The sequence below is a fragment of the Rhodococcoides kyotonense genome, from assembly GCF_001645385.1.
Lineage (GTDB): Bacteria > Actinomycetota > Actinomycetes > Mycobacteriales > Mycobacteriaceae > Rhodococcoides > Rhodococcoides kyotonensis_B.
On sequence record NZ_LVHI01000012.1, the window covers coordinates 150,691 to 170,724 of the forward strand.

Sequence of the window (20,034 nt, forward strand, 5' to 3'; positions counted from 1 at the left end):
GGTCACCGGACGCCATCGGAGAACAGCCGAATCGTCCGAAGCGACCGGTCAGGCCAGCTGAATGAGCTCCAGGTAGTCCTGAGACCAGTGATCCTCGGTACCGTCGGGCAGCAGGATCACACGCTCGGGCGAGAGCGCCTCGGCTGCACCCGGGTCGTGCGTCACGAGGACGACGGCACCCTTGTAGCTGCGCAGCGCGTCGAGAACCTGCTCTCGCGAGATCGGATCGAGGTTGTTGGTGGGCTCGTCGAGCAGCAGCACGTTGGCGGCCGACGACACCAGACCCGCCAGGGCGAGGCGAGTCTTCTCACCACCGGACAGCGTGCCTGCGGGCTGCTCCAACTGCGGGCCGGTGAACATGAACGCACCCAACAGCGACCTGAGCTCCTGCTCCCCCGTGTCCGGCGCCGCGTGTCGGATGTTCTCCCACACCGACGCGTTGTCGTCGAGGGTGTCGTGCTCCTGCGCGAAGTACCCGACGCGTAGACCGTGGCCGGGTTCCAGCTGACCGGAATCGGATTTCTCCGATCCGGCCAGGATGCGCAGGAGCGTCGTCTTGCCCGCACCGTTCAGTCCGAGCACGACGACGCGGCTGCCGCGGTCGATGGCGAGGTCGACACCGGCGAAGATCTCGAGCGATCCGTACATCTTCGTCAGGTTCGAGGCCATCAGCGGGGTCTTGCCGCACGGTGCCGGTTCGGGGAAGCGGATGTGGGCGACCTTGTCCGACACGCGCTCGGCATCGAGGTTGGCCAGCAACTTGTCGGCCCGCTTCGCCATGTTCTGTGCTGCAACGGCTTTCGTCGCCTTGGCGCCCATCTTGGCCGCCTGGGCGCGCAGCGCGCCCGCCTTCTTCTCGGCGTTGGCGCGCTCGCGGCGTCGACGCTGCTCGTCGGTCGCCCGGGCGTCGATGTACTTCTTCCAGTTCATGTTGTAGATGTCGGCCTCGCCGCGGACGGCGTCGAGGAACCAAACACGGTTGACGACGTCCCCCAGCAGTTCGACGTCGTGGCTGATCACGATCAGACCGCCCTCGTGGTTCTGCAGGAAGCTACGAAGCCAGTTGATCGAGTCCGCGTCGAGGTGGTTCGTCGGCTCGTCGAGCAGCAACGTGGTGGTGGATCGACCGCCGCTACCGTCGGACGCCGCGAACAGGATGCGCGCCAATTCCACGCGACGACGCTGACCACCCGACAATGTGCGCAGCGGCTGAGCCAGGATGCGGTCGGGCAGACCGAGACTGTTCGAGATGCGTGCGGCCTCGCTCTCCGCCTCGTACCCGCCCAGCGACGCGAACCGCTCTTCGAGGGAGCTGTATTTGCGCACGGCCTTGTCGAGGCGGTTGTCGTCGACGAGCTCGGCCATCAGAGCTTGCTGCTTCTCCATCTGGCGCAGCAGCGTGTCCAGGCCGCGAGCGGAGAGCACCCGGTCCTTGGCCAGGACGTCGAGGTCTCCTTCTTTCGGATCCTGCGGCAGGTACCCGAGCTCGCCCGTACGCACGACCTGGCCGGCGTACGGTTCGCCCTCGCCCGCCAGAATCCGGAGCGTGGTGGTCTTGCCTGCACCGTTACGGCCGACGAGACCGATCCTGTCACCTGCCTGGACGCGCAGTGCAGGTCCAGGGGCTGAGAGCAACGTGCGGACACCGGCACGAACTTCCAAGTCGGTGGCGGTGATCACGCATGAGCTCCTAGCGATAGCGGGCAGGTCCGAACGTCGACGCGATCGGCTTTGCTACGAATGGTGCCCGGACGGTGACCCGAGCAACCACTCATTTTAGCCGCTCCCGGAGTGTGCTCCCGCCACTATGGGCCGTGACCCCGGTAACGTCTGGCGCATGACCACCGCGAACACAGCAGACGAGAAGGACCTTGCCGGACGAGTTGCTCTGGTCACAGGGGCGAGTCGAGGCATCGGAAAGGCGATAGCGGCCGAGTTGCTCGCCCGCGGCGCCTCGGTCACGATCACCGCGCGAAAGCCGGAACCGCTGGCCGACGCGGCCCGCGACCTCGGCGCCGAGGCCGGCGACGCAGCGAGGGTGCACGCCGTACCGGGAAACGCGGGCGACGCGGATTCACGACGTGACGCGGTGACGCAGACGATCGAGCAGTTCGGCTCGATCGACATTCTCGTCAACAACACCGGCATCAACCCCGTGTACGGCTCGCTGATGGACGCCGACCTCGACGGCGTCAAGAAGATCTTCGACACCAACGTCGTCGCCACCCTCGGATTCGTGCAGGAGGCCTATCGCCAGTGGATGGGCGAGCACGGCGGGGCGGTCGTCAATCTCGCCAGCGTGGCAGGCCTTCGGTCCACCGGTGTGATCGCCGCCTACGGTGCGTCGAAAGCTGCGCTGATCCGGTTGACCGAAGAACTCGCCTGGCAGCTCGGCCCGTCGATTCGCGTCAACGCAGTCGCACCCGGCGTCGTGAAGACCAAGTTCGCGGAGGCGCTGGTCGCGGCGGGCGAGGACAAGGCCGCGGCGATGTACCCGATGAAGAGGCTCGGGACTCCCGAGGATGTCGCGTCGCTGGTCGGGTTCCTCGTGTCCGACGCGTCGTCGTGGATCACCGGCGAGACGATTCGCGTCGACGGCGGCCTGCTGGCAACCGGCGGGCTGTGAACGAGCCCGCACCGCACCGGCGATCGGCCGACCTCGTCGTCATCGGCATGGGGCCGGCAGGCCGGTCTCTGATGCACCGCGCCGAGGCGTCCGGCATCGATGTCCTGGGCATCGACGCGCATCCGAATCGAACGTGGACTCCCACCTATTCCGCGTGGGCGGACGAGCTACCGAGTTGGCTTCCTCTGTCCGTTGCGGCGTCGTCCACCACGCGGCCGGCGGCATGGACGACGCGCAGGCAGGCGATCGAGCGCACCTACTGCGTCCTGGACACGCCGGCGCTGCAGCGTGCTCTCGTCGTGGATCCCGCCAGGGTCGTCGCCGCCACCGCGACCGACGTGCGCTGCCATCAGGTGACGCTCGCAGACGGACGAGTCATCCACGGGCGCACCGTCGTCGACGCGCGGGGTTCGGTCGGAATGGCCGGCCTCGCGGAACAAACGGCATACGGCGTCGTCGTCGAGCGGCATGTGGGCGAGAAACTGCTCGAAGGTGAGGGCGCCTGGTTCATGGACTGGCGGTCCGACAACGGATCCGACCCCGCCGACACACCGAGCTTCCTCTACGCCGTCGCGCTCGACGAACACCGAATCCTGCTCGAGGAGACGTGCCTCGTCGGAGCGCCTGCGCTCACGTCGGATGTGTTGCGCGACAGGCTTGTCCAGCGCCTGAGCACACGCGGACTCGACCTGACCGGCGACGAAGCCGTCGAACGCGTGAAATTCGCGGTCCAGCCCCCTCCGCGCGACCGGGCGGATCGCGGGGTGCGGCGGTTCGGAGCACGCTCGGCGTCGATGCACCCGGCCACCGGATACAGCGTCGCCGCATCGCTCGCGACGACGGATGCATTCCTCGCCACGGTGACGAGCGGCCGCTCTGGACATTCGCCGTCCATCTGGGCCGTTCAACGTCTGCGCAACCTGGGCCTGCGGACGGCGCTGAATCTGGAGGCTCGTCAGATTCCGGATTTCTTCGCGAGTTTCTTCGAGTTGTCGGTACCCCTTCAGACGGCCTATCTGTCGGGCGGAAACGACCTGCGCGGCACGCTGGGCGCCATGATGCGCATGTTTCCGACGCTGCCCCCGAGTGCGCGGTTGGCGATCGCGAGAACGGTCGCCGGCAGATGAATCGGTCCCTTCGCTCGACACGGCTGTCGTTTCTCGGGAATCATGAACCCCATGCGTAGCATCTGGAAAGGATCGATCGCCTTCGGACTCGTCAACGTGCCGGTGAAGGTCTATTCGGCGACGGAGACCCACGACATCAGGTTCCACCAGGTGCACGCGAAGGACGGCGGCCGCATCAAGTACGACCGGGTGTGCTCCGAATGCGGAAAGTCGGTGCAGTTCGCCGACATCGACAAGGCGTACGACTCCCCCGACGGTGATCGGGTCGTCCTGACCGACGAGGACTTCGACAAACTACCGGCAGCGGAGAAGCACGAGATACCGGTGCTCGAATTCGTTCCGACCGATCAGATCGATCCGATTCTCTACGACAAGAGCTATTTTCTCGAGCCCGATTCGACGTCGCCGAAGGCCTACGTGCTGTTGAGGCAGACCCTTCTCGAAACCGAACGGACCGCGCTCGTGCACTTCACGCTGCGCCAGAAGACCAGGCTCGCCGCGCTGCGCGTCCGCGACGAGACACTGGTCATTCAAACTCTTCTGTGGCCCGACGAGGTGCGTGCAGCGGAGTTCCCGTCGCTCGACGACGCACCCGAGGCACGTCCGCAGGAAGTGAAGATGGCGACGTCGCTGGTGGAGAGCATGTCGTCGGACTTCGATCCGACCGAGTTCACCGACGACTACCAGATCGAACTCCGCAAGCTGCTCGACGACACCATCGCGAACGGTGGTGAAAAGGTCATCCACACCGAGGAAGAGACGTCCGACGACGGCGAGGACGCCGAGGTGGTCGACCTGGTCGCGGCACTGCAGCGCAGTGTCGAGGCCGCGGGCCGGAACGCCAAGAGTTCGTCCACGGAATCGTCCGGGAAGTCCGCCGCGAAGAAGGCACCTGCCAAGAAGGCAGCGGCGAAGAAGACACCCGCGAAGAAGGCCCCCGCCAAGAAGACGGCAGCGAAGAAAACTGCCGCCAAGAAGTCGTCCGGTGGCACGAGCGAGACGCGCAAGGGCGCCTGAGCAGAACGTAGTGGCAGAACGAAGAACGCTCCGCGTCATGTTTCCGACGCGGAGCGTTTCTCGTGCTGAGGTGAAGCGTTTCGATCGCTAGACGGTGAAGCCGAGTGCGCGGAGCTGCTCGCGTCCGTCCTCGGTGATCTTGTCCGGGCCCCACGGCGGCATCCAGACCCAGTTGATCTTCAGATCCGCGCACAGGCCGCTGCGCACGAGAGCACCGCGGGCCTGGTCCTCGATGACGTCCGTCAGCGGGCACGCCGCCGACGTCAGCGTCATGTCGATCGTGACGATCTCTTCGTCGTCGACCTTGATGTCGTAGACGAGGCCCAGGTCGACGACGTTGATGCCGAGCTCGGGGTCGACGACGTCGCGCATGGCTTCTTCGAGGTCCTCGAGAACCTTGATCTCTTCGGGGGTGAGCGGAGCAGCGGCGGTCGTGTCCTCTGCTGCTGTCTCGGGTGCTTGTGGTTCGGTCATGCCTGTCCTCCGGATCGAGCGGGAGCTTCTTCTACTATTCGAACAACCGCGTCCTTGAAAGCCATCCACCCGAGCAGCGCGCACTTGACGCGTGCGGGGTACTTCGACACTCCGGCGAATGCGATTCCGTCGCCCAGGACGTCCTCGTCACCCTCGACGCTACCCCGGCTTCCGACCATCTCGCCGAACGCGTCGACGATGCGCAGAGCCTCGGGGACCGCCAATCCGACGACCTGATCGGTGAGGACGGACGTCGCCGCCTGGCTGATGGAGCAGCCCTGACCGTCGTAGGACACGTCCGCGACGGTGCCCGCGTCGTCGATGTGCACGCGGAGAGTGACCTCGTCACCGCACGTCGGGTTGACGTGATGCACCTCGGCACCGAACGGCTCACGTAGGCCGCGGCCGTGCGGGTGTTTGTAGTGGTCCAGGATCACGTCCTGGTACATCTGTTCCATTCGCATCTCAGGCCACCTCACCGGTTCCGAAGAACCTCTGCGCTCGCTCGATGGCGGCGACCAGGGCATCGACTTCGTCGAGCGTGTTGTAGAGCGCGAACGACGCCCTGGCGGTGGCCGCGACCCCGAATCGACGATGCAGTGGCCACGCGCAGTGATGTCCGACGCGGATGGCGACGCCCTCGTCGTCGAGAATCTGACCGAGGTCGTGCGCGTGGATTCCGTCGACGACGAACGAGATGGCCGAACCCCGATCGACGTTGTCCGTCGGGCCGACGACCCGTACCCCGTCGAGTGCGGCGAACCGCTCCAAGGTCGCGCCGACCAAGCTGTGCTCGTGACCGGCGATGCGTGACATACCGATCTTGCCGAGGTAGTCGACCGCGGCACCGAGACCGACGACCTGCGACGTCATCGGCACGCCGGCCTCGAAACGCTGCGGCGGCGGCGCGTACGTGGTCTTCTCCATCGTCACGGTCTCGATCATCGACCCGCCGGTGATGAACGGCGGCATCGCGTCGAGCAAGGCGGCCTTGCCGTACAGGACGCCGACGCCGGACGGGCCGAGCATCTTGTGCCCGGAGAACGCCGCGTAGTCGACGTCGAGTGCATGGAAGTCGACGGTCATGTGCGGAACCGACTGGCACGCGTCGAGCACGACGAGCGCGCCGACGGCTCGAGCACGGCGAACCAGCTCGGCCACCGGTGCAACGGCACCGGTCACGTTCGACTGGTGAGTGAACGCGACGACCTTGACGGCGTCGGTCAGCTCGAGCGAATCGAGATCGATGCGTCCGTCGTCGGTGACGCCGTACCAGCGCAGTGTGGCACCCGTTCGACGCGCGAGTTCCTGCCACGGAACGAGGTTGGCGTGGTGCTCGAGTTCGGTGATCACGATCTCGTCACCGGGACCGACCCGGTGCTCGAACCGATCGTCTCCGAACACATGCGTGACGAGGTTCAACGACTCGGTGGCGTTCTTGGTGAACACCAACTCGTTCACGTCGGCGCCGACGAACGACGCGATGGCCGCGCGGGCACCTTCGTACGCGTCGGTTGCCTCTTCGGCCAGCTGATGCGCGCCGCGGTGAACCGCGGCGTTGCACGTCACCAGAAAGTCACGTTCGGCGTCGAGCACCTGTACCGGACGCTGCGATGTCGCGCCGGAATCGAGGTACACCAAAGGCTTGTCGTCGCGGACGGTTCGCCCGAGGATCGGAAAGTCGGCGCGAATCGTGTCGACGTCGAACGCATCGTCCTTCGAAGCCACCGGTGCCTCCGTCCTCACAATGTCGCGGTCTGCGTGAATCCTGCGTATCCGTTCGTCTCGAGCTCGTCGGCCAGCTCGGCGCCGCCCGACTGGACGACCTTGCCGCCGACGAACACATGCACGAAATCGGGCTTGATGTAGCGCAGGATTCGCGTGTAGTGCGTGATCAGCAGAACGCCGCCGTCCTCGCGCTCCCGGTAGGTGTTGACGCCCTCGGACACGACGCGCAGCGCGTCGACGTCCAAGCCGGAGTCGGTCTCGTCGAGGATCGCGATCTTCGGCTTGAGCAGACCGAGCTGCAGGATCTCGTGGCGCTTCTTCTCGCCACCGGAGAAGCCTTCGTTGACGCTGCGCTCGGCGAACTCTTCCTTGATCTCGAGTTCGCCCATGGCGGTCTTGACTTCCTTGACCCAGTGACGCAGCTTCGGCGCCTCGCCGCGGACCGCGGTCGCGGCGGTGCGCAGGAAGTTCGACATCGAGACGCCGGGCACCTCGACCGGGTACTGCATCGCCAGGAAGAGTCCTGCGCGAGCCCGCTCGTCGACGGACATCTCGAGCACGTCTTCACCGTCGAGGGTGATGCTGCCCGACGTCACGGTGTACTTGGGGTGGCCGGCGATCGCGTACGACAGCGTCGACTTGCCGGATCCGTTCGGACCCATGATCGCGTGGGTCTCGCCGGACTTCACGGTCAGATCGACGCCCTTGAGGATGTCGATGGACGGGGCGGTCGGATCCGACTGCGCGACGCTGACGTGCAGGTCGCGGATTTCGAGCGTGGACATCTGTAGTTCCTTCGAAGTGTGAGAGGTGGGCTCAAGCGCCGGTGACGGCGAGTTCGATCTCGATGGCGGCGTCGAGACGCTCGCGCACGGCGGGCACCGGAATACGTTCGATGATCTCGTGGAAGAAGCCGCGGACGATCAGACGTCGGGCTGCGTCCTCGGAGATTCCGCGAGCGCGCAGATAGAACAGCTGCTCGTCGTCGAATCGTCCCGTTGCACTGGCGTGTCCTGCACCGAGGATCTCGCCGGTCTCGATCTCGAGGTTCGGCACCGAATCGGCGCGCGCACCGTCCGTCAGAACGAGGTTCCGGTTGAACTCGAACGTGCTGGTGTCCTCGGCCTCGGCGCGAATGAGCACGTCGCCGATCCAAACGGTGTGCGCGTCCTGCTTGCCCGGACCGGTCTCGCCCTGCAGCGCACCCTTGTAGAGAACGTTGGACTTGCACTTCGGCGCCGTGTGATCGACCAGCAGTCGCTGCTCGAGGTGCTGGCCGGCGTCGGCGAAGTAGAGGCCGAGGAGTTCGGCGTCGCCACCGGGTGCGTCGTAGTGCACCGTCGGGCTGACGCGAACCAGATCGCCACCCAGGCTGACGTTGAAGTGCCGCAACACCGCATCGCGCCCGAGCCGAGCGTGATGTGCCGCGACGTGGACGGCGTCCTGCTGCCAACTCTGCAGCAGCACCACGGTGAGCTGCGCGCTGTCGCCGACGACGAACTCGATGTTCTCGGCATACGTGCCGCTGCCGACCTGGTCGACGACGACGGTTGCCTTCGCAAACGGTTCGAGCCGAATCTGCAGGTGACCGAATGCGATCGCGTCGGCACCCGGGCCGGTGACGGTGACGTCGATCGGCTCGGCGATCTCCTGCTCGCGCGCCACGGTCACGACGGTCGCATCGGCGAACGACGAAAACGCTTGCGCCGCAATACGATCGGCGGGCACACCGGCCACGCCGAGACGGTCGTCGTCGCGACCGACCTTCTCGACGGTGACGCCGTCCACCGCGGTGACCGCGATGTCGGAGCCGGCGGTGGCGACAGCGGAACCGTCGTGCAGGCCACGGAGTCGACGCAGAGGCGTGAACCGCCACAGCTCGTCACGTCCCGACGGCACCTCGAACGCGTTCACGTCGTAGGAGGTGAACTGAGCGCCCTTGTTGGCGACCAGCTTCGACTTGTCTTCCTTCGCGCCGGGGTTCTCGGACGCCACTGCGCCCTGCACTCCCGTGAGGGGACCCTGCGCGCCTGTTGCGGGGTTGGTCACTTAACCGACCGATCCTTCCATCTGAAGCTCGATGAGCCGGTTGAGCTCGAGCGCGTATTCCATGGGGAGCTCGCGAGCGATCGGCTCGACGAATCCGCGAACGACCATCGCCATCGCCTCGTCCTCGGTGAGGCCGCGGCTCATCAGGTAGAAGAGCTGATCGTCGCTGACCTTCGAGACCGTCGCCTCGTGTCCCATCGAGACGTCGTCCTCACGGATGTCGACGTACGGGTAGGTGTCCGAGCGGGAGATCGTGTCGACGAGCAGTGCGTCGCACTTGACCGTCGAACGCGAGCCGTGTGCGCCCTTGTTGATCTGGATCAGACCGCGGTAGGACGTGCGTCCACCACCGCGTGCGACGGACTTGCTGACGATGTTCGACGACGTGTGCGGCGCGAGGTGCAGCATCTTCGACCCGGTGTCCTGGTGCTGGTCCGGACCGGCGAACGCCACCGACAGAACCTCGCCCTTGGCGTGCTCGCCCGTCATCCAGACGGCCGGGTACTTCATCGTGACCTTGGAACCGATGTTGCCGTCGATCCACTCCATCGTCGCGCCTGCTTCTGCCTTGGCGCGCTTGGTGACGAGGTTGTAGACGTTGTTCGACCAGTTCTGGATGGTCGTGTAGCGGCAGCGACCACCCTTCTTGACGATGATCTCGACGACGGCGGAGTGCAGCGAGTCCGACTTGTAGATCGGCGCGGTGCATCCCTCGACGTAGTGCACGTACGCACCCTCGTCGACGATGATCAGAGTGCGCTCGAACTGACCCATGTTCTCGGTGTTGATGCGGAAGTACGCCTGCAGCGGGATGTCGACGTGGACGCCCGGCGGCACGTAGATGAACGAGCCACCCGACCACACGGCCGTGTTGAGCGCCGAGAACTTGTTGTCACCGGCGGGGATGACCGTTCCGAAGTACTCGCGGAACAGCTCCGGCTGCTCCTTCAGAGCGGTGTCGGTGTCGAGGAACAGCACACCCTGAGCTTCGAGATCCTCACGGATGGAGTGGTAGACGACCTCGGACTCGTACTGTGCCGCGACGCCCGACACGAGGCGCTGCTTCTCGGCCTCGGGGATGCCGAGCTTGTCGTAGGTGTTCTTGATGTCCGACGGCAGATCGTCCCACGTCGCTGCCTGCTTCTCGCTGGAGCGGACGAAGTACTTGATGTTGTCGAAGTCGATTCCGTCGAGGTCGGAACCCCACGACGGCATCGGCTTGCGATCGAAGGTCTTGAGGGCCTTCAGCCGGGCCTCGAGCATCCACTCGGGCTCGTTCTTCTTGGCCGAGATGTCGCGAACCACCGCTTCGGACAGTCCGCGCTGAGCGCTTGCCCCGGCGACGTCCGAATCCGCCCATCCGTATCCGTAGTTACCGAGTGACGCAATGGTCTCGTCCTGCGTCAGCGGGGCTGCGGGCGCAGCTGGGGTCACCTGGTCTGGTGAGACGGTCATGCGAGCTCCTTCCGGAGGCTTGTACGTTCTCCGGCACTGGGCTGTGCACCGGATGTTATGGAGGGGGTGGAACGAACGTGCGGGGTGTTCAGTGGAACGTGGGTGGTGCATGCGCAATCGCCGTTGGCGATGGTCGCGAGTCGTTGGACGTGCGTGCCGAGCAGTTCGGAGAATGCACGACGTTCGGCGTCGCACAACTCCGGAAACTCCGATGCCACGTGCGAGACCGGGCAGTGGTGCTGGCAGATCTGCACCCCGTTGCCCACCTTTCGGGTGGACGCGGCGAAACCGGCGGCGGTGAACGCGTCGGCGATCCGGTCCGCTGCCTCGGTGACGTCGACTGCACGTTCACCTGCCGCGGGCTCGACGTCGGCGACGATGGCGTCGACGCGTTGCCGGGCGAACGTCTCGATCGCGGCGTCGCCACCGATCTTGCGCAGCTGACGCATCGCGGCACCGGCCAGGTCGTCGTACGTGTGGCCCAGCCTGTTCCGTCCGACGGCCGTCAGCTGGAAGTGCTTCGCGGGGCGACCGCGGCCCCGATGCCGAACGGCTGCCGAGGATGCGACGCGCGCTTCGCCGGTCTCGATGAGTGCGTCGAGATGGCGCCTGACCCCTGCCGCGCTCACACCGAGCCGCGACCCGATGTCCGACGCCGTGATCGGTCCTTCTTCGAGCAGTAATGTGACGACGGCGTTCCGCGTCTGCCCCTCGTGACCGACGGGCGCGGCTACCGACGACGGCGAACTCGACGTGACGACAGCCTGCTCGGACGCGGACACGTCGGCACGAGAACGGCTGTTCTCGGCGGCGCGCATGCGACTGACGGATGTTTTCACAACACCAGTGTGACGGAATTACCCGCACCGGTCCACCAAGGGTGCCCTTCTTCACCGACCGGCGGCACCAGGGAATATCCGTCGTCCACCCGTTGTTGGAGTGCCCTCGGACCGGACCGACCGCGCGTGCGGCCCGCACGGTTACGCTTCACACGTGCCACAGACCGCCGACGACGAGAACTTCGCGGACTCCTCGGTCACCCCGACCGATCATCCCGGACGACGCCTCGGGCAACTCCCGCGCACGGTAGTCCACTCGGCGCGGCGACTCGTCGGCCTCGACACACGCCACCCGTCGTCGGCGAGTGTGGCTGCGCTGCACGGTGACGAGCCCGAGGCGCCCGGTCTGAACGCGTCGGAAACGTCGCAGCTACGGGCGATACGACGGTTCGGCGCGGCAGGCGCGATTCTCATGGCCGTCGGCGCGCTCGGCGCAGGAGCGCAACCGGTCCTGCAGAATCCGGTCGCCGGAGTCCGGGTGCTGAGCCTGCCGTCGCGCATGGCGAGCTCGGCTCTGACGATCACCATGACCGGAACCGTCATCGTCGTGTTGGCATGGCTGTTGCTCGGCCGCTTCGCCGTCGGGCGTCTGCGCGACGGATCGGTCCCCCGACGAATGACGCGTTCCCAACTCGATCGCACCCTGCTGCTGTGGATCCTTCCGCTGTGCGTCGCACCGCCGATGTTCTCCCGCGACGTCTACTCCTACCTCGCCCAGAGCGAGATCACCGCGCGAGGCCTCGACCCCTACGAGATCGGGCCGGCAGGGGCACTCGGCGTCGACAACGTCCTGACGCGGACCGTTCCCAACATCTGGCGAGACACGCCTGCGCCGTACGGCCCGTTCTTCCTCTGGATCGGGCGCGGCATCACGTGGCTGACGGGTGAGAACATCGTCGCGGGCATCTTCCTGCATCGGTTGCTTGCCCTCGTCGGTGTCGCGTTGATCGTCTGGGCGCTACCCCGCCTCGCTCGGCGCTGCGGTGTCGCCGCGGTCAGCGCGTTGTGGCTCGGTGCCGCCAACCCCCTGCTGCTCTTCCACCTGGTGGCGGGCATCCACAACGAAGCCCTGATGATCGGACTGATGCTCGCCGGTACCGAGCTCGCGTTGCGCGCCATCGAATCCGCGTCGCCCATCAGGAACGCGTCGTTGGCTCTTCTGCTGTCCGGCGCGGCGCTGATCGCCCTGTCGTCGACGGTGAAGATCCCGTCGCTGCTCGCGCTCGGGTTCGTCGGGATGGCACTCGCCCGACGATGGGGCGGAACGGTCAAGGCCGTCGTCTCGGCGGCAGCGCTGCTCGGTGTCGTGGCGGTGATCGTGCACGTCGGGGTCAGTCTCGCGAGTGGCCTCGGCTTCGGGTGGGTGCACACCCTCGGGACCGCGAGCGTCGTGCGCAGCTGGATGTCGATCCCGACCATCCTGGGCGTCGGCACCGGGTTCGTCGGCGTGCTCCTCGGCCTCGGCGACCACACGACGGCTATGCTGAGTCTCACACGACCGATCGCGTCGGTCGTCGCAGGCTTCGTCGCGATCAGGATGCTGGTCGCGGTCCTGAAGGGACGGTTGCACCCGGTCGGCGCGCTCGGCGTCTCGCTCGGTGCGCTCGTACTGCTGTTCCCGGTGGTCCAGCCGTGGTACCTGCTGTGGGCGGTCATCCCGCTCGCGGCGTGGGCGACACGGCCTGCGTTCCGTGTTCCTGCGATCGTCTTCTCGACGATCGTCAGCGTCATCCTCATGCCGAACGGCAGCGAGTATCTGCCGTTCCAGATCGTCCAGGCAGCCGTCATGACCATCCTGACCATCGGCGTCCTGTATCTCCTGACCCGCTCGACGCTGCCGTGGCGGTCCGAGGTCGGACCGCAGACACGCCGGACATCGGCAGGGGAATACGCTGGTTCCTCGTGATCGTGCGCTCGTCGAACTCCTCGACGCAACCTGCCGTACAGCTGACCGATGTGCGGAAGTCGTACAACGGACTTCTGGCCGTCGACGGACTCGACATCACCGTCGAACGTGGTCAGGTGCTCGCTCTGCTCGGACCCAACGGAGCAGGCAAGACGACCACCGTCGAGATGTGCGAAGGATTCGTCACCCCTGATTCGGGAACCGTCCGAGTGCTCGGCCTCGACCCGATCACGCAATCGGCCCAGCTACGCCCCCGCATCGGTGTCATGTTGCAGGGAGGCGGCGCCTACCCGGGCGCCAAGGCCGGCGAGATGTTGCACCTGGTCGCGTCGTACTCCGCGAATCCGCTCGACCCCGACTGGCTGCTCACGTGTCTCGGCCTGGACCGCACCGTCAAGACGCCGTATCGACGGCTGTCCGGCGGTCAACAGCAGCGGCTCGCTCTCGCGTGCGCCATCGTCGGTAGGCCCGAACTGGTCTTTCTCGACGAACCGACGGCCGGTCTCGACGCGCAGGCGCGTCTGTTGGTCTGGGAACTCGTCGAGGCGCTGCGGCGGGACGGCGTCAGCGTGCTGCTGACGACCCACCTCATGGACGAGGCCGAACAGCTCGCCGACCAGCTCGTCATCGTCGACCACGGCCGTATCGTGGCGTCGGGCACGGCATCGGAACTGACGAAGCAGGGCGCCGAGGGACGCCTTCGCTTCACCGCTCCCCCTGGCCTCGAGCTCTCGCTTCTCGACGCCGCCCTCCCCGTCGGCTATCGACCGTCCGAGGAGTCGCCCGGCTCGTACGTGATCGAGGGCGTCATCGAACCGGACATCCTCGTGACGGTGACGTCGTGGTGCGCACAGCAGAACGTTCTCGCGACGGAACTCCAGGTGGATCAACGTCGCCTGGAAGACGTGTTTCTCGAATTGACCGGCAGGGAGCTCAGACGATGACGGTGCGCAAGGACGCACGCAGCGACAACCGTTTCGACGCGGGACTCTTCACACCCGACCCGTCGCCGAACTCGCCACTCACGATGCTGACGTCGCAGTCCATGCTCGAGCTGAAGTTGTTGCTGCGCAACGGCGAACAGCTTCTGCTGACGATGTTCATCCCCATCACGTTGCTCGTGGGTCTCACTCTTCTGCCCCTCGGCGCGATGGGCAAGGAACCCGTCGACCAGGTCGTGCCCGCGGTGATGATGGTCGCGATCATGTCGACGGCGTTCACCGGACAGGCCATCGCAGTCGGATTCGATCGCCGTTACGGCGCATTGAAACGTCTGGGTGCGACGCCGCTGCCCAAGTGGGGCATCATCGGCGGCAAGGCCGTGGCCGTCGTACTCGTCGTCGTCCTGCAGTCGGTACTGCTCGGCGCCATCGGGGCGTTGCTGGGGTGGCGCCCCGGCGCAGGCGGACTGGTACTCGGCGCGGTGATCATCGCCCTCGGGACCGTCACGTTCGCGACGATGGGTCTGCTGCTCGGCGGAACTCTGCGCGCGGAGATCGTGCTCGCGCTCGCCAACATCCTCTGGTTCGTGATGCTCGGAATCGGCTCGCTCGTCGTGCTGAGCGACGACCTGCCGGTCGCGCTGCACACCATCGCGCGGTTCGTCCCGTCCGGGGCCCTTGCGGAAGCACTCGGCAACGCGGTGTCCGGTTCGTGGGACTGGTTCGGCGTCGCCGTGCTCGCCGGCTGGACCGTCGTCTGTTCCTGGCTGGCCGTTCGGCTGTTCAAGTTCGTCTGACCGGGGTCAACGACAGCCTGTAGTTGATCGACCACTACGATCACCACGTGCTGTATCGAGCGTTTCTGAGCGTCGTCGACCGTCTTCCGCTGCCCTCGCTTCGAGTGCAGAAGATCCTGGCGTTCATCGTCATCCTGACCCAGGGCGGCATCGCCGTGACCGGCGCGATCGTGCGCGTCACGGCGTCCGGACTCGGATGCCCGACGTGGCCGCAGTGCTTCCCCGGCAGTTTCACGCCGGTCGGTGTGTCGGAAGTACCGGTGCTGCACCAGGCAGTCGAGTTCGGAAACCGGCTTCTGACGTTCGTCGTCGTGCTCGCCGCTGCAGCGATCGTCCTCGCCGTGACGCGGGCGCGTCGTCGTCGCAACGTACTTCTTTTCGCGTGGCTGATGCCGCTCGGAACCGTCGTGCAGGCGATCATCGGCGGATTCACCGTTCTCACCGGTCTGCTGTGGTGGACCGTCGCCATCCACCTGGTGGTCTCGATGGCGATGGTGTGGCTGGCCACGTTGTTGTACTTCAAGGTCGCCGAACCCGACGAGAACGTCGTGTCCACGCGAACCGTGCCCGAGCCTCTGCGCATGCTCGCCGGATTGTCCGGCATCGTGCTCGCAGCCGTGCTCGTCGCGGGCACGATGGTGACCGGCGCAGGCCCGCACGCCGGCGACAAGAGCATCGACGAGCCGGTTCCGCGTCTCGAGATCGAGATCGTCACGCTGGTGCACCTGCATGCACAGCTGCTCGTTGCCTACCTCGCCCTTCTGGTCGGACTCGGATTCGCGCTGTACGCCGTGCGAGCCTCCGACACGGTCAAGAAGCGCCTCTGGGTGCTCATCGCGACCGTCGTCGCACAAGCCCTCGTCGGTGTCGTCCAGTACTTCACGGACGTGCCCGCCGCACTGGTGGCCGTGCACGTGGCCGGAGCGGGCGCCTGCACCGCAGCGACCGCGGCCGTGTGGGCGGCATGCCGGGCTCGTACTCCTGCCGACGAGCTGGTGGACAGCGCAGCGATCTAGAGCTGGAAGTCAGACCTCACGAGGGGAGAGGCAGCCGGTCTCCCCCTCAGACGACCGACTACCTCTCCACTCATATTCGACGCGACCCGGAAACATTCGGTTCCCCGGTTTCGGGGAAAATTTCGCGGGTTCGGATTACTTCTCGAGCGCTGCGTTACGCGCCTTCGGGAAACGGGTCTGGCGCGCAACCCATCCCGCCATCCGGCGGTAGTGCCCCGGGGCCGGATTGACCGAACTGACGAGGTCACGGTCCCATTCCGACTCGCTGAGACTGTCCACCTGGTCGACGAGCGCCCGGGCGATCTCGTCGTTCGCGACGACCTGGTCCCCCAACACGCCGTCGGCGCCCACGAGGGTCACCCGGGTGCCTGCGCGGCCGATCGGCTGAACGACGACATGTCCGGATCCCCCGTGCTCGCCGACGAACTCACGCACCGCCTTCAGCGCGCCCGCGGGCACCTCCGTCTGGGGCGCGTCCTCAGCCTGATCCGAAATGTCTTCGAGCGTCTTCTCAGAATCGGTAGCCATTGCACGACAATACCGCTCGGTAACCTCGTGCACGCGTGGAGGGCGCTGCGCGCCCCGTGAGCAGAAATGCGTACCGGGGTACGCATTTCTGCTCACATGCGCGTCAGGAGAACAGCTGTGCGAGCGTGTCCCAGCCGATGACCGAGTCGACCGCGAGTCCGCAGAACACCAGCGCCAGGTACTCGTTCGACAGAATGAAGAGCTTGAGCGGCTTGACCGGTGTGCCGCCGCGAACGCCGGCGTACAACCGGTGCGCGACGACGAGGAACCACACGCCCGCCGCCAGTGCGACCGCCGCATAGATGACGCCGGATCCAGGGGCCAACGCGAACGTCGCCAGAACCGTGGCCCAGGCGTAGATCACGATGTGCTTGGTGACCTTGGTTTCCGACGCAACCGCAGGCAACATCGGCACGTTGGCGGCCTGGTAGTCCTCCTTGTAGCGCAGCATCAGCGCCCATGTGTGCGGCGGCGTCCACAGGAAGATGACCAGGAACATGACGATCGCCTGCCAGCCGATCGTCCCGGTGACGGCCGACCAGCCGATCATCACGGGCATGCAGCCGGCGGCACCGCCCCAGACGACGTTCTGCGACGTCCGCCGCTTGAGGACGAGCGTGTAGACGAAGATGTAGAAGCAGATGGTGACGACGGCGAGAATGCCGCTGAGCAGGTTCGTCGTCGCCCACAGCCAGAAGAACGAGACGATGCCCAGTGTCACGCCGAAGACGAACGCGTGCGACACCGGCATCGCGCCGCGTGCGAGCGGACGCTTCGCCGTCCTGGCCATGACCTTGTCGATGTCCGCGTCGGCCACCATGTTGAGGCAGTTGGCGCTGGCGGCTGCCATCATTCCGCCGAACAACGTCGTCAGGATCAGCCACGGCTGCACGTGTCCACGGTCGGCGAGCAGCATGGCCGGGATCGTCGTGACGAGAAGAAGCTCGATGACCCGCGGCTTGGTCAGCGCGACGTACGCCAACACCAGATCGATCGCCCGCTTGGTCGCGGACTTCTCTCCGGTGGTCTGCGACGGGGCGTCCGCACCGTGTGCGTCGTCCTCGGGGTGGCTAGGGCCGCCTGCGAATCCGTGGCCGCCCGGCCGCTGCCCCATTCGCACTACGTCTCCTTGCACGGGCTCGAAACACATGAACACTCGAACTACTGCACGCACACGTCGACACCGAGAACTTCGGTGCGGATGCGTACTACTACAAGCGATGGTAGACGTCGACCATCCCGACTCCAATTCTCAGGGCACCCAAAGTGAGCAATGCGTCGCTCCCCGGTTACGCCGACGCGACCGGGAGGGGGAAGGCACGACATCGGACCGCCGCGGAACTAGGCTGGTGGGCGACGTGTTTCCGATGCGCTGAAATCGGTGCGCGCAACTGGCCTTACTCGTACCAATGTCAGGAGATCTCTGCTCGTGTCGATCACAGACGATATTGACGTCCTCACCACGGCGCACCACCCCAGCGACTGGACGGACCTGGACACCAGGGCGGTCGATACCGTCAGAGTCCTCGCTGCGGATGCGGTACAGAAGGTCGGCAACGGGCACCCCGGCACGGCCATGAGCCTGGCCCCGCTCGCCTACACGCTTTTTCAGCGCACCATGCGCCACGACCCCAACGACACCCACTGGATCGGACGCGACCGTTTCGTCCTCTCGTGCGGACACTCGAGCCTGACGCTCTACCTGCAGCTGTACTTGGGCGGATTCGGTCTCGAGCTCATCGACATCGAGTCGCTGCGTACCTTCAAGTCCAAGACCCCCGGCCACCCGGAGTTCCGCCACACCGACGGCGTCGAGATCACGACGGGTCCCCTCGGCCAGGGTCTCGCGTCCGCTGTCGGTATGGCCATGGCGTCGCGACGCGAACGCGGCCTGTTCGACCCCGAGCCCGCGCTCGGTGACAGCCCCTTCGATCACTTCATCTACGTCATCGCCTCCGACGGCGACATCGAAGAAGGTGTGACGTCCGAGGCGTCGTCGCTCGCAGGAACGCAGCAGCTCGGCAACCTGATCCTGTTCTACGACGACAACAAGATCTCGATCGAGCACGCCACCGACATCGCGCTGTCGGAGGACACGGCAGCTCGGTACGAGGCGTACGGCTGGCACGTCCAGGTCGTCGAGGGCGGCGAGAACGTCGTGGCGATCGAAGAGGCCATCGAGAAGGCCAAGGCCGTCACCGACAAGCCGTCGATCATCGTGCTGCGCACGATCATCGGCTTCCCTGCTCCGACGATGATGAACACCGGCGCCGTGCACGGTGCCGCTCTCGGCGACGAAGAGGTCGCGAAGGTCAAGCAGGCGCTCGACTTCGACCCCGAGAAGAAGTTCGAGGTCTCCGACGAGGTCATCGCGCACACCCGGTCGCTGCAGGAACGCGGACGCAAGGCCCACGCCGAGTGGAACACCCAGTTCGACGCATGGGCCGCACGTGAGCCCGAGCGCAAGCAGCTGCTCGACCGGCTGACCGCGGGCACCCTGCCCGAGAACTGGACCGACGTCCTCCCGTCCTGGGAGCCCGGTAGCAAGGCCATCGCGACGCGCGCCGCGTCCGGCGAGGTGCTGAGCGCCGTCGGACCGGTCCTTCCCGAACTCTGGGGCGGATCCGCCGACCTCGCGGGCAGCAACAACACGACCATCAAGGGCGCCAAGTCCTTCGGCCCCACGTCGATCTCCACCGACGACTGGGACGCCGAGCCCTACGGACGCACGCTGCACTTCGGTATCCGTGAGCACGCGATGGGGTCGATCCTGTCGGGCATCGTCATGCACGGACCGACCCGCGCCTACGGCGGTACGTTCATGCAGTTCAGCGACTACATGCGTCCGGCGGTGCGTCTGGCGTCGTTGATGGACATCGATCCGATCTACGTGTGGACCCACGATTCCATCGGCCTCGGTGAGGACGGCCCGACGCACCAGCCCGTCGAGCACCTCGCCGCGTTGCGTGCCATTCCGAACCTGTCCGTCGTCCGCCCGGGCGACGCCAACGAAACCGCGTTCGCCTGGCAGGCCGTGCTGGCGCGCTCCAGCAGCAGCGGCCCCGTCGGTTTGGCACTGACCCGTCAGGGCATCCCGATTCTCGAGGGCACGAGCTACGAGGGTGTGTCGAAGGGCGCCTACATCCTCTCCGAGTCCTCGAAGGCGGCTCCGGACGTCGTCCTCATCGGCACCGGCTCGGAACTGCAGTACGCCGTCGAGGCGCAGACGACTCTCGAGGAGCAGGGCATCGCGGCTCGCGTCGTGTCCATGCCGTGTGTCGAGTGGTTCTTCAGCCAGGACCAGAACTACCGCGACCAGGTCATTCCGCCCACCGTCAAGGCGCGCGTCTCCATCGAGGCGGGCATCGCGATGCCGTGGTACCGGATCGTCGGCGGCTTCGGCGAGATCATCTCGCTCGAGCACTACGGCGAGTCGGCGGACGCCAAGACGCTGTTCCGCGAGTACGGATTCACGGCCGAGGCCGTGGTCGCTGCCGCACAGCGCTCGATCACCAATGTGAAGGGATAACC

At 66.1% G+C, this 20,034-nt stretch carries 18 protein-coding genes; 8 read left to right on the forward strand and 10 right to left on the reverse strand.

The window, feature by feature from the left end:
• Positions 1–48 precede the first annotated feature (48 nt).
• On the reverse strand, positions 49–1,680 hold the full coding sequence (locus A3K89_RS08730; RefSeq protein WP_068424222.1) for an ABC-F family ATP-binding cassette domain-containing protein: 1,632 nt from the start codon (positions 1,678–1,680) through the stop codon (positions 49–51).
• 157 nt (positions 1,681–1,837) lie between these two features.
• Between A3K89_RS08730 and A3K89_RS08735 the strand changes: the two genes are divergently transcribed.
• From A3K89_RS08735 to ku, 3 genes are read left to right on the forward strand one after another with little or no spacing between them, the layout of a single operon-like run.
• The gene (locus tag A3K89_RS08735) at positions 1,838–2,626 is read left to right on the forward strand and encodes an SDR family oxidoreductase (RefSeq protein WP_068424224.1); all 789 of its coding nucleotides are present in this window, start codon (positions 1,838–1,840) and stop codon (positions 2,624–2,626) included.
• Positions 2,623–3,753, forward strand: coding sequence for a lycopene cyclase family protein (locus A3K89_RS08740; protein ID WP_254303474.1), 1,131 nt, complete (start codon positions 2,623–2,625; stop codon positions 3,751–3,753). Before A3K89_RS08735 ends, A3K89_RS08740 begins: the two co-directional genes overlap by 4 nt.
• A gap of 51 nt (positions 3,754–3,804) precedes the next feature.
• The gene (ku, locus tag A3K89_RS08745; RefSeq protein ID WP_068424230.1) at positions 3,805–4,770 is read left to right on the forward strand and encodes a non-homologous end joining protein Ku; all 966 of its coding nucleotides are present in this window, start codon (positions 3,805–3,807) and stop codon (positions 4,768–4,770) included.
• Positions 4,771–4,857: 87 nt separating this feature from the next.
• Here ku and A3K89_RS08750 read toward each other — a convergent pair whose 3' ends face one another.
• From A3K89_RS08750 to A3K89_RS08780, 7 genes are read right to left on the reverse strand one after another with little or no spacing between them, the layout of a single operon-like run.
• Positions 4,858–5,244, reverse strand: coding sequence for a metal-sulfur cluster assembly factor (locus tag A3K89_RS08750; protein WP_068424231.1), 387 nt, complete (start codon positions 5,242–5,244; stop codon positions 4,858–4,860).
• Positions 5,241–5,708: a Fe-S cluster assembly sulfur transfer protein SufU gene (sufU, locus tag A3K89_RS08755; protein WP_068424232.1), complete on the reverse strand. Its 468-nt coding sequence runs from the start codon at positions 5,706–5,708 to the stop codon at positions 5,241–5,243. The genes A3K89_RS08750 and sufU overlap by 4 nt, the downstream gene beginning before the upstream one ends.
• Before the next feature lies 1 nt (position 5,709).
• Positions 5,710–6,972 carry a cysteine desulfurase gene (locus A3K89_RS08760; protein ID WP_068425920.1) on the reverse strand — a complete coding sequence of 421 codons (1,263 nt, stop codon included), beginning with the start codon at positions 6,970–6,972 and terminating at the stop codon, positions 5,710–5,712.
• Between the two features lie 14 nt (positions 6,973–6,986).
• Positions 6,987–7,757 carry a Fe-S cluster assembly ATPase SufC gene (sufC, locus tag A3K89_RS08765; RefSeq protein WP_068424234.1) on the reverse strand — a complete coding sequence of 257 codons (771 nt, stop codon included), beginning with the start codon at positions 7,755–7,757 and terminating at the stop codon, positions 6,987–6,989.
• A gap of 31 nt (positions 7,758–7,788) precedes the next feature.
• On the reverse strand, positions 7,789–9,021 hold the full coding sequence (sufD, locus tag A3K89_RS08770) for a Fe-S cluster assembly protein SufD (RefSeq protein WP_068424236.1): 1,233 nt from the start codon (positions 9,019–9,021) through the stop codon (positions 7,789–7,791).
• Positions 9,022–10,476, reverse strand: coding sequence for a Fe-S cluster assembly protein SufB (sufB, locus tag A3K89_RS08775; protein ID WP_068424238.1), 1,455 nt, complete (start codon positions 10,474–10,476; stop codon positions 9,022–9,024).
• Positions 10,473–11,294, reverse strand: a complete 822-nt coding sequence (locus tag A3K89_RS08780; RefSeq protein ID WP_084423677.1) for a helix-turn-helix transcriptional regulator — start codon at positions 11,292–11,294, stop codon at positions 10,473–10,475. Before A3K89_RS08780 ends, sufB begins: the two co-directional genes overlap by 4 nt.
• Positions 11,295–11,622: 328 nt before the next feature.
• On the opposite strand from A3K89_RS08780, the gene mptB reads away from it, so the two are divergent.
• The 4 genes from mptB to A3K89_RS08800 are packed head-to-tail and all read left to right on the forward strand — an operon-like array spanning position 11,623 to position 15,975.
• Entirely contained in the window at positions 11,623–13,221 is a 1,599-nt protein-coding gene (mptB, locus tag A3K89_RS08785) for a polyprenol phosphomannose-dependent alpha 1,6 mannosyltransferase MptB (protein ID WP_068425928.1), read from the forward strand.
• Positions 13,221–14,165 (forward strand): ABC transporter ATP-binding protein, encoded by a 945-nt coding sequence (locus A3K89_RS08790; protein WP_371828797.1) that lies wholly within the window; start codon positions 13,221–13,223, stop codon positions 14,163–14,165. Before mptB ends, A3K89_RS08790 begins: the two co-directional genes overlap by 1 nt.
• Positions 14,162–14,959: an ABC transporter permease gene (locus A3K89_RS08795; RefSeq protein ID WP_068424240.1), complete on the forward strand. Its 798-nt coding sequence runs from the start codon at positions 14,162–14,164 to the stop codon at positions 14,957–14,959. The genes A3K89_RS08790 and A3K89_RS08795 overlap by 4 nt, the downstream gene beginning before the upstream one ends.
• 47 nt (positions 14,960–15,006) lie before the next feature.
• Positions 15,007–15,975, forward strand: a complete 969-nt coding sequence (locus A3K89_RS08800; RefSeq protein WP_068425931.1) for a COX15/CtaA family protein — start codon at positions 15,007–15,009, stop codon at positions 15,973–15,975.
• A gap of 135 nt (positions 15,976–16,110) precedes the next feature.
• Here A3K89_RS08800 and A3K89_RS08805 read toward each other — a convergent pair whose 3' ends face one another.
• Positions 16,111–16,503 carry a hypothetical protein gene (locus A3K89_RS08805; protein ID WP_068424241.1) on the reverse strand — a complete coding sequence of 131 codons (393 nt, stop codon included), beginning with the start codon at positions 16,501–16,503 and terminating at the stop codon, positions 16,111–16,113.
• Between the two features lie 103 nt (positions 16,504–16,606).
• The gene (locus A3K89_RS08810) at positions 16,607–17,623 is read right to left on the reverse strand and encodes a heme o synthase (RefSeq protein ID WP_068424243.1); all 1,017 of its coding nucleotides are present in this window, start codon (positions 17,621–17,623) and stop codon (positions 16,607–16,609) included.
• A gap of 309 nt (positions 17,624–17,932) precedes the next feature.
• Here A3K89_RS08810 and tkt point away from each other — a divergent pair, with 309 nt between their 5' ends.
• A complete protein-coding gene (gene tkt / locus A3K89_RS08815) occupies positions 17,933–20,032 on the forward strand; it encodes a transketolase (protein ID WP_068424245.1) in 2,100 nt (699 codons plus the stop codon).
• Positions 20,033–20,034 lie beyond the last annotated feature (2 nt).